Raw genomic sequence first — 13,854 nt, 5'->3', positions numbered from 1 at the left:
AGGACCACCGCCTTGACCACCGTCACCGACCACGAACACCCGCACCGATCCGGCTCACGGAGACGCATCCTCCTCCTGTCCACTCTGACGACGCTGCTGCTGGCCGCCGGGCTCCTGTTCGCCACCGCGGCGCCCGCAGCCGCGCACGATGAGATCGTCTCCTCCTCCCCGGAAGCCGGATCCACGGTCAGCGTGGTCCCGGAGGAGATTTCGCTGACGTTCAGCGGCGAGATCCTCACCGATTTCAGCGCCGTGATCATTGAGGTGGTCGCCCCGGACGGGCAGAACATCGCATCGGGGGATCCGGTCATCGACGGGACCACGGTCACCCAGGCGGTGACGCCTGGTCAGGCGGGCGTGTACACGGTGCGGTGGCGGGTCGTGTCCAGCGACGGGCACCCGATCAGCAACGAGTACCAGTACACCGTCGAAGCGGTCACCGTCCCCACCAGCGCCCCTACCCCCGAAGCGACCGAGGAGCAGACACCCGACCCGTCTCCCACATCTGCCGCCAATACGTCCGGAGAGGTTCACAACGGGCCATCCGGAGGTGGGGAACTCCTCCCCGTCCTTGCGGTCCTGAGTGGCGTAATCGTGCTGGGCGGCGCGCTGGTGGTCGTGCTCATGGTGGCCAGAGAGCGTCGTCGCCGCGACCGAGCAGCCGCGGCCGCGGCCGCCGCGGATGGTGGAACCGCCGACGACCAGCAACAGAAGGAGAACCCCTCATGAAATGTCCGGTCGACGGGACCGCCCTGCTGATCACGGAACGCTCCGGGGTCGAGATCGACTACTGCCCGCAGTGCCGGGGCGTCTGGCTGGACCGTGGCGAGCTCGACAAGATCATCGACCGCGCCGCCGACCTTGCTGGCGGCGGCCGGCAAACCAGCACCGCCCCCTATCCGCGCGAGGGCGACCACCGTTCTGACCGCGACAGGGATCATCACGGTCGCTCCGGGCGTCGGCGGAAGGAAGGGTTCCTCGGTGACCTCTTCGACTTCTGACACCAAAAACCTCTTCCTGATAGCCGGTCTGATGACCGGGTTATCAGCGGCCCTCGCGAACGCAGGAGGAGCCGCTGATGGTTCGTGAGCAGACCCGGCGGTTCGCGGTCGCGTGCCTGGCCGCCGCTGTGGTGGTCCTGGTCGACCAGGCGACGAAGGCGGCCGCACTGGGAGGGTTGAGTCAGGAGGAGCGGATCCCGCTGCTGGGGGATCTGCTTGGGCTGCAGCTCGCGTTCAACCCCGGCGCGATCCTCTCCCTCGGAGCCGGGGTCACCGGGCTGCTCACTCTCCTCGGGGTCGGTGCCGTGGTGCTGCTGGTCGTCGCCGCCGCGCGGGCGCGGACCGGATGGTGGGCGATGGGGATCGGCCTGATCCTCGGGGGCGCGATCGGGAACCTGATCGACCGGCTGTTCTCCCCCCCTGGGTTCGGGGTCGGGCACGTCACCGACTTCCTCGCCTACGGGAACCTGTTCATCGGCAACCTCGCCGACGTCGCCCTCGGTGCCGGCGTCATCGTCCTCGGCCTGAGCCTGTGGACCCGACACCGCCGCTCCCGCGTCAGCGCGGACAGCGCGGCGCCTGCGACGGGCTCCGTGGTGAGCGGGTCATGATGGCGAAGCAGCGGACCTCGTCCGTATACCAGCGCAACGCGTTCGCGCCGGGGCTGCTCGCGGCGGCGGTGTTGTTCCTCGCGCCGGTACTGATGGGCGGGGACTGGTTCACCGTTGTGCTGTTCGTCGCCGCGATCTTCGCGGTCATCGTGGGGTGGTTCGCGATCCAGGCGCGGCAGTGGTGGTGGTTGCCTGTGTTCGTCGTGATCGCCGTGATTTGGAACCCGGTGTTCCCGTTCCCGTTCACCGGCCCGGTGTGGACTGCGGCGCAGCCGGTCGCCGCGGTCGTGTTCCTGGTCGCCGGCGCCCTGATCAAGGTCAAGCGCGCATGATCCGCCGCCGCGTCCTTGCCGCCATGACGCTGGTCGCGGCGCTGCTGCTGGCCGGGTGCACGTCCAGCGACTCGCTCGCGCAGCAGTACCGGGACGGAAGCGAGAAGGGCTACATCGCCGGTGACTTCCAGATCGTCGAGATCCCGGATGCCGACCGCGGGGAGCCGGTGGTGTTCGAGGGCGTCACCGAGACCGGGGAGACGGTGTCCAGTGACGACTACCGCGGCGGGGTGCTGGTGGTGAACTTCTGGTACGCCGCGTGCGGGCCGTGCATCGTCGAAGCCCCGATGCTCGAGGAGGTCTGGCAGGAGTATCAGGACCAGGGCGTCGCGTTCCTCGGGGTGAACACCTACGACCAGCCAGCCACCGCACTGTCGTTCGCCCGTGACAACAACGTCACCTACCCGAGCGTGATCGACGTGAACGACGGACGGGTCAAGCTCGCGTTCGCGCAGGTCACTCCGATCCAGGCCACCCCCACCACCTTGGTCATCGACCAGGAGGGGCGGGTCGCGGCGCGGATCATCGGGCAGTTGGCCAGCGCGTCGATCCTGTCCACCCTGGTCGCCGACACCCTCGCCGAGGACACCTCATGAATCCGGGAGCGGTGATCGTCGACGGCGCCCTGTGGGTCGCGATCCTCGCCGGGCTGGTGTCGTTCGTGTCCCCGTGCGTGCTGCCGCTGGTGCCTGGCTACCTCGGCTACCTCGGCAGCACCACCACGACGACCGCGGCCCCCACGCTGGACGGGGGGCGCACGGTGACGGCGGAGCGCGCGCGGCTGCTGCTGGGCGTGACATTGTTCATCGCCGGGTTCACCGTGGTGTTCGTCGCCGTCACGATCCTCGGCGGCACCTTCGGGTACCTGCTGCTGCAATACGCCAATGTGCTCACTCGCGTCTTCGGGGTCGTCATCATCGCCCTCGGCCTGGTGTTCCTCGGCTTCTTCGGCATTGCCCAGCGCACCCTCCGCCCTCGCGCCCAGGGTAGGACCGGGCTGATCGGGGCGCCGCTTCTCGGGTTCGCGCTCGGCGTCGGCTGGACCCCCTGTATCGGCCCGACGCTCGCAGCGATCATCTCTATGTCGTGGAACCTCGGTGACCCCGCCCGCGCGGGCCTGCTCGGGCTCGCGTACTCGCTGGGCCTGGGCATCCCGTTCCTGATCCTCGCGGCCGGATGGGGGTGGGCGTCCCGATCGGTGACGTTCCTGCGCCGCCACATCCGCGCCCTGAACATCATCGGCGGGGCCATGCTCATCGCCCTCGGCCTGCTGATGGTGACCGGGCTGTGGACGGCACTGATGTCGCAGCTGCAACAGGTGGTGATCAATGTCCCCCTCCCGCTCTGACACCGGCATCGACGTCACCGCCGACCCGCTACGCCCCGGCGACCACGCCGACAGCGAATCCGCGACGGAGATCACCCAGCCGGCGCTGGGCATCACCGGGTGGTTGCGGTGGGCATGGCGGCAGCTGACCAGCATGCGCACCGCATTGGTCCTGCTGCTGTTCCTCGCGATCGCCGCCGTCCCCGGGTCCCTGTTCCCGCAGCGCAGCGCCGACCCCAACGGTGTCATCCAGTGGGAGCGGGACAACCCTGACGTGTTCCCCCTCGCCGATGCGGTCGGCCTGTTCGACGTGTACCTGTCGCCGTGGTTCTCCGCGATCTATCTGCTGCTGTTCACCTCCCTGATCGGCTGCGTGATCCCGCGCGCCAAGCACCACTACAAGGCGCTCCGCTCCCGCCCCCCTCGCACCCCGGCCCGGCTGTCGCGGCTCTCGGAGTACCGGGAACTGACCTTGCCGAGAGAGGAAGGGAGGACCGACCCGGCCGCGCACGCGATCGACGTCGCGGCAGAGCAGCTGCGCAAGGCCGGATACCGGGTGGAGCGATACGACGCCCGCGGAGCCGCGTCGGTGTCGGCCGAGCGCGGCTACCTGCGCGAGACCGGCAACCTGATCTTCCACGTCGCCCTCGTCGGCGTGCTGGTCTCGGTCGCGATCGGCGGGTCGTTCGCGTATACCGGGCAGCGGGTGGTGGTGGAGGGCACCACGTTCGTGAACGCGCTCAGCGACTACTCCTCGTTCAACCCCGGCCGTTTCGTCGACGGCACGGGCCTTGCCCCCTACTCGCTCACCCTCGACGACTTCCAGGTCTCCTACCGGCTGCCCGGCACCCCCGGCGCAGGCCAGGCCGGAGACTTCTCCGCCGACATCACCATCCGCCAACCCGGGCAGGACGATCGGGCGCAGAGCGTGATCGTGAACTACCCGATCACCGTCGACGGCGATCGCATCTACCTGCTCGGCAACGGCTACGCCCCCACCCTCACGATCCGCGACGCCGCCGGCGAGGTGGTGTACAGCGAGTCGCAGCCGTTCCTGCCGCAGGACTCCAACATGACCTCGCTGGGCATCATCAAGATCCCGGACGGGCTGCCCGAACAGGTCGGGCTGGTCGGGTTCTTCTACCCCACCCAGGGGGTGTTGCCCTCCGGCGCGTTCACCTCCGTCTACCCGGACGTGGTCAATCCGGTGCTGACTCTCAACGTGTTCAGCGGGGATCTCGGCATCGACGACGGCACTCCGAGGTCGGTGTACACGCTCGAGGTCGACGGGCTCACCCAGCACACCGGCGGCGACACCGCCGCCGACTCCCTTGAGCTCACCCCCGGCGCCACCGTCGACCTGCCGAACGGGTGGGGCACGATCACCTGGGAGGAGGTCACGGCGGAGGAGCCGGTGAAGCGGTTCGCGTCGCTGCAGATCCAACGCGACCCCAGCAGCGGCTGGGTGCTCGCGTTCTCCGTGCTCGCCACCCTCGGCCTGTTCGCCGGCCTGTTCGTGCCCCGCCGCCGGCTCTGGGTGAAAGCCCGCACCACCCCGGATGGTGTGCACGTCGAGTACGCGGGACTGGCCCGCGGCGAAGACCCCGCTTTGGCGCGCGCCGTCGACGAGTTCGCGACCCGCCACGCGCACGCCCTCGGCGTAGACCAGCCTGCGAAGGACACACCGTGACGACCGTGTGGATCCCGGACGCCCCGCCGACCCTCGGCGGGTTCCTCACCCCGGCCCCGCTTCCGGCTCCGGTGCTACCGCTCCTCGCGGGACTCCTCGCGGTCGCCTACCTGGCCGGTGCGATCCGGATGTGGGTCCGCGGCCGCGGCTGGCCGGTGTGGCGGACGGTCAGCTTCCTGCTCGGCTGCGTCGCCCTCGCCGCGGTCACCGGCCTGGCGGTGGAGAACTTCGGGTACGCCCTGTTCTCGGTGTTCATGTTCCAGCAGCTCACCCTGATGATGGCGATCCCGCCGCTGCTGGTCCTCGGCTCTCCCGGCACCCTGCTGCTGCGCGCCACCCCGCACCACGGCCCAGGTCTCCTGGTGCTCCGCGCCGCGCACGCCGGGCTACGCAGTCGCACCGCACGGTGGCTGCTCAGCCCGTGGCTGGCGGTGCCGCTATACCTGGCCGCGTTTTACGGTCTGTACCTGGCGAACTTCGCCGATCCGATCCTGTCCACCGTCACCGGCCATACCCTCCTCGAGGTCGGGTTCCTGGTCGCCGGGATGCTGTTCACCATCCCGATCCTGTCGTCGGACCCGCTGCCGGTGCGGATGAGCCACGGCGGCCGCGCCCTGGACGTGTTCGCCGAGGCCGCCCTGCACGCCTTCTTCGGCGTCTTCCTGATGATGGCCACCACTACCCTCATCGACGGGTTCGCCGGCCCGACGAGCGCGCTGGGCATCGACCCGATCGAAGACCAGCGCCTCGCCGGCGGGCTGGCCTGGTCCTACGGCGAGGCCCCCACCTTGCTGATGCTCATCTACGTCATGCACCGCTGGTTCCGCGACGACACCGCCCAAGCGGTCGCCGCCGACCGTCGCGCCGACGCACACGGCGACCCTGAGCTCGACGCGTACAACGACTACCTCACCCGACTCCACCAGAAAGACACCTGACCGATGCGCACGCCTTTGCCGACACCCGCCCCGGCCGCCGCGCCGGAGCAGGAGACGCCGCGCCGCACCGTGGCGGCATGGTCGCTGCCGGTGTGGGCGGCGGTGCTGGCATCCGCGGCCGCCGGCCTGCTGCTGGATCTCGCCTCCGCACCGGTGGGGTGGTGGCCGTTGACGTTCGTGAGTGTCACGGTCGCCCTGGTGGCCCTGATCGGCCGCAGCATCGGCGGGGCGCTGCTGGTCGGCACTGTGTTCGGCGCCGTGTTCTACACGACCCATCTGGTGTGGGTGGGGGAGTTCCTCGGCCCGGTGCCGTGGCTTGCCCTCGCCGGGCTGGAAGCGGTCCTGTTCGGCGCGGGCGCGGTGCCGATCGCGCTCGCCTACCGGTGGACCGCCCGCTATCCGGCCCGCGGCCTCGTGCAGCTGCTCGCGGTACCGCCGCTGATCGGGGTTCTGTGGACGGCCCGTGAGGTGGTGATGGGTGCGTGGCCGTACTCCGGGTTCCCGTGGGCGCGCCTCGGGATGACCCAGGTGGGCGGCCCGCTCGCGGAGGCCGTGTCGTGGACGAGCGTGACCGGCCTGTCCCTGCTGATCGTCATTCTGTGCGCCTCTGTGGTGCAGTGGATCCGCGCCGGCGGCATCCGCTTCATGCTCGGGTTGCACCCTGCTGTGAGCGTCGCCGCTCTCCTGGTGATAGCGCCGCAGTTCCCCACCGCGCCGGCCGGGGAGTTCCGCGTGGGATGGGTGCAGGGCAACGGCCCCACCGGGTACTTCGACGACAAGGTGCCCGGCGACGTCCTGGCCGCGCAGACCGCCGCCACGGTGCCGCTGTACGGGCAGCCGATGGATCTGCTGGCCTGGCCGGAGGGCGGCGTCGACGCCGACCCGCTCAGTGATCCCGCCGCCGCCGAGGCGTTGGACCGGGTCGTGCGCTCGGCCGGGGCGCCGTTGCTGATGAACGCCGCCACCACCCGCGGCGACGATGTCTTCAACACGTCCCTGCTGTGGACCGCGGATCCCACGGGCCGGCAGTGGCACGACAAGGTCAACCCGGTCCCGTTCGGCGAGTACGTGCCGGACCGGTGGTTCTACGAGCTGATCGTCCCCGACCTGGTGGGCTTGATCCAACGCGAATACACCCCCGGCAGCAACCCGCCGCTCGTGCAGGTCGGCGACGTCGGGGTGGGGTTGGCGATCTGCTTCGACGTGATCTACGACGCCGTGATCTGGGACGGTGCCCGCGCCGGCGCAGAGGTGTTCGTGTTCCAGACCAACAACGCCGACTTCCGCGGCACCGACGAGAACCTGCAGCAGCTCGCGTTCGCCCGGATGCGCGCCATCGAAACCGGCCGCGCGGTCGTCAACGTCTCCACGGTGGGCACCAGCCAGGTCATCACCCCGGACGGCACCACCGTCGACAGCATCGGCGTCGACACCGTTGACGCGTCGATCACCACCGTCCCGCTGCGCACCGGACTCACCCCGGCGGTGATCCTCGGTCCCTGGCTCACCGCTCTCATCGTCCTCGCTGCCGCCGGCGCTCTCACCGCGGCGGGGTTCTCCCACCGTGCCCGCACGCGTGCGGCCGCCGCAGATCGTTCGACTGATCCGGGGAGGCACCCATGAACACGCCACGGATGAGGCCTGCCGGAGGTCGACTGGCCTGGTCGCTGCGAACGCTGGCGACGGGCAGCGATCTCACCCTTCCTGGTGACCTGACGGCGGAGGAGTGTGGGTGCGCGCCCACGCCCGCGGAGAGCCGCGCATTCCGGGCCGGGGTGAGCCGGCGCACTCTGCTGACGGCGGGAACATTGAGCGCGGCCGTGGACTCGCTGGCCTGGCTGGAAGCGAACGCGGGCTGACCGATGTGCACGGATCTACCGCGCCACCCCGCTCGCGGGCACCCCCTGACCGCAACGACGAAGAGGACGACCCTGCCATGACCGGAACCGACGCGCTCTCCCTCGACGGCATCTCACTGCTGCTGGTGTGGACGGCGATCGCCACCTACCTGCTCGCGTTCATCGCGTACACCATCGACCTGGCCGGGCGCTCCGTCCCCGCCAGCGTCCCGCAGCGGGAGCCGGTCCTGGCCGGCGCTACCGCACGGGCGGGCCAGCAGACGGACAACGCCCAGAGTGGGTCGGTGGACAGTGTTCGCACGCCGCCCGCGCAGCGTCAACGGCTGCTGTGGGCGCGGATCGGGACGTCGCTGACGGTCCTCGCGTTCCTGTTCCACCTGGCCGGCACCATCCTGCGCGGCATCGCCGCGGAGCGGGTGCCGTGGGCGAACATGTACGAGTTCGCGCTGACCGGCACGGTCTTGATCGTGGCCGTCTACCTGCTGGTGCTGCGCCGCTACGACCTCCGCTTCCTCGGTGCGTTCCTGATCGGCATGGTGGTGCTGCTGCTGGGTGGCGCGACGGTCTCGTTCTACGTCGAGGTCGTTCCGCTGATGGATCCGCTCAAGAGCGTGTGGCTGGTCATCCACGTCTTCGTCGCGTCCCTGGCCACCGCCCTGTTCGCGATCGCCTGCGGCATCTCCATCACCCAGCTCCTGCAGGCCCGCCGGGAGCGCCGCACCCGAGCATCCTCGGACACTGCCCGCGCCGACGGTCTTGGGTTTCTGCGCACTCTGCCCGCCGCCGACGTGCTCGAGTCCCTCGCGTACCGGTTCGCGATCGTGGGGTTCGTGTTCTGGACGTTCACCCTGATCGCCGGCGCGATCTGGGCCAACGACTCCTGGGGTCGCTACTGGGGCTTCGATGTCAAGGAGGTGTGGACGTTCGTGATCTGGGTGCTCTACGCCGGCTACATCCACGCCCGCGCGACCCGCGGCTGGCGCGGCACCCGCTCCGCCTGGCTGTCCATCATCGGGTTCGTCGCGGTGCTGTTCAACTTCACGATCGTGAACATGTTCTTCCAGGGCCTCCACTCCTACTCCGGGCTCACATGACCCCGCACCCCTGCCCCGCCCTCTTGCCCGAGCCGAAAGCACGCACATGACCCCGATACTCTCGATTCCCGCCACCACGGGTGCGGATGCCACTGAACGCGGACAGCGGTCACTCCGACCGCGACAGGAATGACTCCTCGCGTCTTGCGGGTCGCAGGGCCTGCGATCCTCGGCGGGGTCGCACTCATCGCCTTGGTCGGGGCGTTGTGGTTCGGTGGGGGTGCTGCGCAGATCCCACTCGGCGACGCCGGCCCTGTTGTGCGCTGGGGGCTTCCGGTCACGAAACTGGTCGTGAATCTCGCCGCCGCGGGCATGGTCGGTGTGCTCGTGACCGCCTTGTTCACGCTGCGGGCCGGTGAGCGCGAGTTCGACGTCGCCCTCGATACCGCGTCGATCTCTGCAGCCCTGTTCACCGTGGCCGCGGGCGCGACCGGGTTCCTCACGCTTCTCAGCGTGTTCAACCCGGCCATCGACGCAGGCCCCCAGTTCGGTGCCCAGCTCGGCCGGTTCCTCGTCGAGCTCGAGGTCGGCAGGACATGGCTGATCACGACGGTCGCCGGCGCCGCCCTCACCGTCCTGACATTCGCCGTGCGGTCCTGGGTCGGGACGCTTCTGGTCGCCCTGGTGGCGGTGGCCTCGCTCGTGCCGATGGGCACGCAGGGGCACTCCGGCGATGACGCCTTCCACCACGAGGCGATGATGGCGCTCATCCTGCACATCATCGGCGCCGCGGTGTGGCTCGGCGGGCTCCTGCTGCTCATCGCCGTCCGTCCAGCCCTCGACCGTCGCCGCATCCCCGATCTCGTCGCCCGCTACTCGAGCATCGCTCTGGCCGCGTTCGTGCTCGTCGCCGTGTCCGGCACGGTGCGCGCCGCCATCGGCCTGCAGGAGTGGTCCGATCTGCTCTCGCCCTATGGCGCGATCTTGGGCATCAAGGTCGTCGCGCTCGTCGGCCTCGGCCTCTTCGGGGCGTGGTACCGCACCCGCCTGATCGGCAGGATGCGCAGCTCCGACGCGGCATCCCGCCCTTTCTGGATGCTCATCGCGTTCGAGCTGGCACTGATGGGTGTGGCCAGCGGCGCCGCCGCAGCGCTGGCCCGCACTCCGCCACCGAACCCGGCCCCGCTTCCCGAGATCCCCTCGCCGGCAGAACGCCTCACCGGTGCCCCGCTGCCCCCGGAGCTCACGATCGAACGGTGGGTCACCGCGTGGAACGTGGACATGTTGTGGGCGGTGCTCGCCGGGTTCGCGATCTTCTTCTATCTCGCCGGGGTGTGGCGGCTGCGCCGGCGCGGCGACGCGTGGCCTGTGTATCGCACGATCATGTGGGTCGCCGGCATGGTGCTGCTGGTCTGGGTCACCGGCGGCGTCGTCAACGTCTACCAGGACTACCTGTTCAGCATGCACATGGTGGGGCACATGCTGCTCACGATGGCGATCCCGGTGCTGCTGGTCGCCGGCGCCCCGGTGACCCTCGCCGCCCGGGCGATCCGCAAACGCGACGACGGCACCCGCGGCGGGCGGGAGTGGATCCTGTGGGCGGTGCATTCGCCCGTCGCCCGCATCCTGACGAACCCGTTCGTCGCGGCCGCCCTGTTCATCGGCTCACTGTGGGTGTTCTATTACACCGACCTGTTCCGCTGGTCGCTGTACGACCACCTCGGCCACCAGTGGATGATCGCGCACTTCCTCATCACCGGCTACCTGTTCGCGCTCTCCCTGATCGGCATCGACCCGGTGCCGTGGCGGCTTCCCTACGCCGGCAGGCTGCTGCTGCTCATCGGTGTGATGGCGATGCACGCGTTCTTCGGCATCGCCATCATGATGCAGTCGGGGCTGATGGTCGCCGACTGGTTCGGGTCGATGGGTCGCACCTGGGGTGTCACACCGCTCGAGGATCAGTACACCGGCGGCGGTATCGCGTGGTCGATCGGTGAGATCCCCACCCTGATCCTCGCGATCACGGTCGCGATTCAGTGGAGTCGCAGCGACGACCGCGAGACCAAGCGGCGAGACCGGCACGCCGACCGCACCGGCGAAGCCGAGCTCGAGGCCTACAACGCACGCCTCACCGAGCTCGCCGACCGCGATGCTCGCAGCCGCAGATAGGGCGCACTACGTGACGACGAAAGAGGAGCTCGCCGACCGCTACGGTCGGGGACCGCGGCCCATCCGCCGCCGCGTGTTCTGGGTCACCGTCGCGACGGCGGCAATCCTGTCTGTCGCCGGGCTTTCGTGGCTGACTGTCTCGAACTCGCTCGACGACGTCGGATTCGACGAGACCGGATACGAGCTGGTCGATGCGCGCACCGTGACCGTATCCTTCCAAGCCACGCCACCCGCTGGGACGTCGTTCGCATGCGCGGTGCAGGCATTGGATGAGGACTTCGGCATCGTCGGTTGGCGGGTCATCGAGTACCCCGCGTCCGAGGAGATCACACGAGCACTCGTGGAGACCATCCCGACCGTCGCGCAGGCAACGACCGGCACCGTGCAATCCTGCTGGGCCACATAGCCGCGCAAGGGAGGCCGTCGCCTGCGCCGGCTGAGTCTCTCAAGCGGTGGGCCTGTCTTCGTGGTCGATGCCGTGGTGCTCTTTGCCGCGCTCGAAGTTGAGCAGGCGGAGTGCGTTGCCGACGACGATCAGGGTGGAGCCTTCGTGGATGAGTACGACCGCGCCGATGTTCAGGCCGAGGAAGGTGGCGAGGATGAGGAACGCGACGATCGCGAGGCTGGCGATGAGGTTCTGCCGGATGATGCGGCTGGTGGCGCGGCTGAGCCGCACGGCGAACGGGACGCGGCCGAGGTCGTCGCTCATCAGCGCGATGTCGCAGGTTTCCAACGCGACGGTGGAGCCGGCGGCGCCCATCGCGATGCCGACGTCGGCGCGGGCCATCGCGGGGGCGTCGTTGACGCCGTCGCCGACCATCGCGATCGGTCGGTGGGTTTCGGCGAGGCGGGTGATCTGAGCGACTTTGTCCTCGGGGAGCAGTTCGCCGATCGCGGTGTCGACGCCGACTTCCCGGCCGACCGCGTCGGCGACGCGCTGGTTGTCGCCGGAGATCATCACGAGCTGCCCCACGTTCGCGCCCCGGAGCGCGCTGAGCACCTGGGCGGACTCCGCGCGGGACGCATCCATCACGCCGACGATGCCGAGGAACCGGTCGCCACGGCGGATGATCATCAGCGTCTGCCCGGAGTCCCGCGCCTGCGTGTACGCGTCGGCGAGCGTGCCGGTCAGCGCGAGTTGCTGCTCGTCGAACATGCGCAGGTTGCCGACGTCGACCCGCTCGCCGTCGATCGTCGCCGTGACGCCACGCCCGACGACCGCGTTCAGGTCTGTCGCGGTGAGGCGCTCGGCCTGGGGGACGCGGGGCTCGAGGTCGCGGACGATCGCCTCGGCCAGCGGGTGATCGCTGAGCGCTTCGACAGCGACCAGAGTGCGGATCAGCTCGGACTCGGGCACGTCGGCGGCGGGGGTGACGGACGTCACCCGGGGGGCACCCCAGGTCAGGGTGCCGGTCTTGTCGAACGCCATCGCCTTGACCCGCCCGAGCGTCTCGAGCGGGGCGCCGCCCTTGACGAGCACCCCGGCACGCGCAGCACGGGCGACCCCTGCCAGCACCGCGGCCGGGGTTGCGATCGCGAGCGCGCAGGGGCTGGCGGCGACGAGCACGGTCATGGCGAGGTAGAACGCGTCGGGGAACGGTTGCGCGAACGCGAGCCAGGAGATCAGGAGGGTGACGGCGACCCCGAGGATCACGGCGGGCACGTACCAACGCTGGAACCGGTCGATGAACTGCTGTGTGGGGGAGGCGGCCTGGTCGGCGGAGCGGACGAGCTCGACGACCTTGCTGAGCGTCGAGTCCGCGGAGGTCGCGGTGACCTCGACCTCGAGCACGCCGGACCCGTTCACGGTGCCGGCGAACACACGGTTGGCGGCGGGCAGGGTGTCGACGGTGCGCATCGCCCGCTCCGGGTCGGCCACCGGCTCCTTCTCCACCGGAATCGACTCCCCGGTGACCGCGGACTGATCCACCGCGGACACCCCGGAGATCACGAACCCGTCTGAGGGAATGCGGGAGTTCGGGCGGATGACGACGATGTCCCCGACGACGATCTCCTCCACCGGCACCTCCACCGGCTCGTCCCCGCCGCGGCGCACCAGGGCGCTGCGGGGAGCGAGCTCGGCCAGGGACTCGATGGACTTGCTGGCACGGCTGAGGGCGTATTCCTCGAGCGCGTGGCCGAGGCTGAACAGGAACAGCAGCACCGCCCCTTCCGCCCACCGGCCGATGAGGGCGGCGCCGATCGCGGCCACCAGCATGAGGAAGTCGACCTCGAACTTCCCTCGCATCGTCGAGGCGATCGCGGTGCGGAACGTGAAGAACCCACCGAAGAAGTAGGTGGCGAGGAAGAACACCAACGGCCACCCGACCATCGGCAGCCCCAACGCGAACTCGGCGATCATCCCGCCGGCGTAGGTCACGCCCGCGGCGATCGCGAACCACAGCTCCCACCGGGCCGAACCGTGGGAATGGTCGTGCGTCTCCGCAGCGGGCGCGGTAGTCGTCGGGGAAGAAGCAGTCATGCGACCAGGATACATCACAAGATCATGATATATTGTAGTTGTGAATGATTATCGTGGTCGGAGGGCACAATGGTGAGCATGGCCGGTACTGAGACGCGTCGGGAAGCAGGCACCCTGTCCGTAGCGGATGCTGAGCGTCTCGCCGAGATCATGCAGGCACTGGCGTCACCTGTGCGGCTGCGCATTCTGAGCGCGCTGAGTGTTCAGCCGAGCACCGTGACCGACCTCAGCGAACAGCTGCACATCGGACAGACGACCACATCGAACCATTTGCGGCTGCTGCGGCATCTGAGCCTGGTCCTTGGCACGCGCGACGGCCGGCACATCCACTACTCGCTCTTCGACGACCACGTCTCCGAACTGCTCGAGGAGGCCATCGGGCACCTCGAGCATCTGCCCGGCGGAGGATGA

General features: G+C 69.5%; 14 protein-coding genes. 13 read left to right on the top strand and 1 reads right to left on the bottom strand.

Annotated elements, in window-relative coordinates:
* Positions 1-12 precede the first annotated feature (12 nt).
* From ACT9TC_RS08625 to ACT9TC_RS08570, 12 genes are all read left to right on the top strand, one after another.
* Positions 13-729 (top strand): copper resistance CopC family protein, encoded by a 717-nt coding sequence (locus ACT9TC_RS08625; protein WP_048809232.1) that lies wholly within the window; start codon positions 13-15, stop codon positions 727-729.
* Entirely contained in the window at positions 726-1,001 is a 276-nt protein-coding gene (locus ACT9TC_RS08620) for a TFIIB-type zinc ribbon-containing protein (RefSeq protein ID WP_045246902.1), read from the top strand. The genes ACT9TC_RS08625 and ACT9TC_RS08620 overlap by 4 nt, the downstream gene beginning before the upstream one ends.
* A gap of 77 nt (positions 1,002-1,078) precedes the next feature.
* Positions 1,079-1,612 (top strand): signal peptidase II, encoded by a 534-nt coding sequence (locus ACT9TC_RS08615; RefSeq protein ID WP_045246901.1) that lies wholly within the window; start codon positions 1,079-1,081, stop codon positions 1,610-1,612.
* Entirely contained in the window at positions 1,609-1,944 is a 336-nt protein-coding gene (locus ACT9TC_RS08610) for a DUF6804 family protein (RefSeq protein ID WP_045246900.1), read from the top strand. Before ACT9TC_RS08615 ends, ACT9TC_RS08610 begins: the two co-directional genes overlap by 4 nt.
* Positions 1,941-2,540 carry a TlpA family protein disulfide reductase gene (locus tag ACT9TC_RS08605; protein ID WP_045246899.1) on the top strand — a complete coding sequence of 200 codons (600 nt, stop codon included), beginning with the start codon at positions 1,941-1,943 and terminating at the stop codon, positions 2,538-2,540. The genes ACT9TC_RS08610 and ACT9TC_RS08605 overlap by 4 nt, the downstream gene beginning before the upstream one ends.
* Positions 2,537-3,292 carry a cytochrome c biogenesis CcdA family protein gene (locus tag ACT9TC_RS08600; RefSeq protein ID WP_458040134.1) on the top strand — a complete coding sequence of 252 codons (756 nt, stop codon included), beginning with the start codon at positions 2,537-2,539 and terminating at the stop codon, positions 3,290-3,292. Before ACT9TC_RS08605 ends, ACT9TC_RS08600 begins: the two co-directional genes overlap by 4 nt.
* Positions 3,273-4,961 (top strand): cytochrome c biogenesis protein ResB, encoded by a 1,689-nt coding sequence (gene resB, locus ACT9TC_RS08595; protein WP_045246897.1) that lies wholly within the window; start codon positions 3,273-3,275, stop codon positions 4,959-4,961. The genes ACT9TC_RS08600 and resB overlap by 20 nt, the downstream gene beginning before the upstream one ends.
* A complete protein-coding gene (locus tag ACT9TC_RS08590; RefSeq protein WP_045246896.1) occupies positions 4,958-5,899 on the top strand; it encodes a cytochrome c oxidase assembly protein in 942 nt (313 codons plus the stop codon). The genes resB and ACT9TC_RS08590 overlap by 4 nt, the downstream gene beginning before the upstream one ends.
* 3 nt (positions 5,900-5,902) lie before the next feature.
* Positions 5,903-7,522 (top strand): apolipoprotein N-acyltransferase, encoded by a 1,620-nt coding sequence (gene lnt, locus ACT9TC_RS08585; RefSeq protein WP_101305216.1) that lies wholly within the window; start codon positions 5,903-5,905, stop codon positions 7,520-7,522.
* A 313-nt stretch (positions 7,523-7,835) separates the two neighbouring features.
* Positions 7,836-8,852, top strand: a complete 1,017-nt coding sequence (gene ccsB / locus ACT9TC_RS08580; protein WP_045246027.1) for a c-type cytochrome biogenesis protein CcsB — start codon at positions 7,836-7,838, stop codon at positions 8,850-8,852.
* A gap of 129 nt (positions 8,853-8,981) precedes the next feature.
* Positions 8,982-10,961: a cytochrome c oxidase assembly protein gene (locus ACT9TC_RS08575; protein WP_045246025.1), complete on the top strand. Its 1,980-nt coding sequence runs from the start codon at positions 8,982-8,984 to the stop codon at positions 10,959-10,961.
* 10 nt (positions 10,962-10,971) lie between these two features.
* A complete protein-coding gene (locus tag ACT9TC_RS08570) occupies positions 10,972-11,367 on the top strand; it encodes a DUF4307 domain-containing protein (RefSeq protein WP_045246023.1) in 396 nt (131 codons plus the stop codon).
* A gap of 39 nt (positions 11,368-11,406) precedes the next feature.
* On the opposite strand, the gene ACT9TC_RS08565 is transcribed toward ACT9TC_RS08570, so the two are convergent.
* Positions 11,407-13,443, bottom strand: a complete 2,037-nt coding sequence (locus ACT9TC_RS08565) for a heavy metal translocating P-type ATPase (protein WP_048809453.1) — start codon at positions 13,441-13,443, stop codon at positions 11,407-11,409.
* A 78-nt stretch (positions 13,444-13,521) separates the two neighbouring features.
* Between ACT9TC_RS08565 and ACT9TC_RS08560 the strand changes: the two genes are divergently transcribed.
* A complete protein-coding gene (locus ACT9TC_RS08560) occupies positions 13,522-13,854 on the top strand; it encodes an ArsR/SmtB family transcription factor (protein ID WP_045246029.1) in 333 nt (110 codons plus the stop codon).

Source organism: Microbacterium sp. HM-570 (genome assembly GCF_054165885.1).
Note: the sequence above shows the minus strand (reverse complement) of the source record. Positions and strands in the feature narration are given on the sequence as shown.

Bases quoted from the DNA above. Each gene is read 5' to 3' on its own strand.
- ACT9TC_RS08605 (WP_045246899.1), top strand. From the start codon at position 1,941: ATGATCCGCCGCCGCGTCCTTGCCGCCATGACGCTGGTCGCGGCGCTG.
- ACT9TC_RS08610 (WP_045246900.1), top strand. From the start codon at position 1,609: ATGATGGCGAAGCAGCGGACCTCGTCCGTATACCAGCGCAACGCGTTC.
- ACT9TC_RS08560 (WP_045246029.1), top strand. From the start codon at position 13,522: ATGGCCGGTACTGAGACGCGTCGGGAAGCAGGCACCCTGTCCGTAGCG.
- ACT9TC_RS08620 (WP_045246902.1), top strand. From the start codon at position 726: ATGAAATGTCCGGTCGACGGGACCGCCCTGCTGATCACGGAACGCTCC.
- ACT9TC_RS08600 (WP_458040134.1), top strand. From the start codon at position 2,537: ATGAATCCGGGAGCGGTGATCGTCGACGGCGCCCTGTGGGTCGCGATC.
- ACT9TC_RS08565 (WP_048809453.1), bottom strand. From the start codon at position 13,443: ATGACTGCTTCTTCCCCGACGACTACCGCGCCCGCTGCGGAGACGCAC.
- ACT9TC_RS08575 (WP_045246025.1), top strand. From the start codon at position 8,982: ATGACTCCTCGCGTCTTGCGGGTCGCAGGGCCTGCGATCCTCGGCGGG.
- ACT9TC_RS08615 (WP_045246901.1), top strand. From the start codon at position 1,079: ATGGTTCGTGAGCAGACCCGGCGGTTCGCGGTCGCGTGCCTGGCCGCC.
- ccsB (WP_045246027.1), top strand. From the start codon at position 7,836: ATGACCGGAACCGACGCGCTCTCCCTCGACGGCATCTCACTGCTGCTG.
- resB (WP_045246897.1), top strand. From the start codon at position 3,273: ATGTCCCCCTCCCGCTCTGACACCGGCATCGACGTCACCGCCGACCCG.
- lnt (WP_101305216.1), top strand. From the start codon at position 5,903: ATGCGCACGCCTTTGCCGACACCCGCCCCGGCCGCCGCGCCGGAGCAG.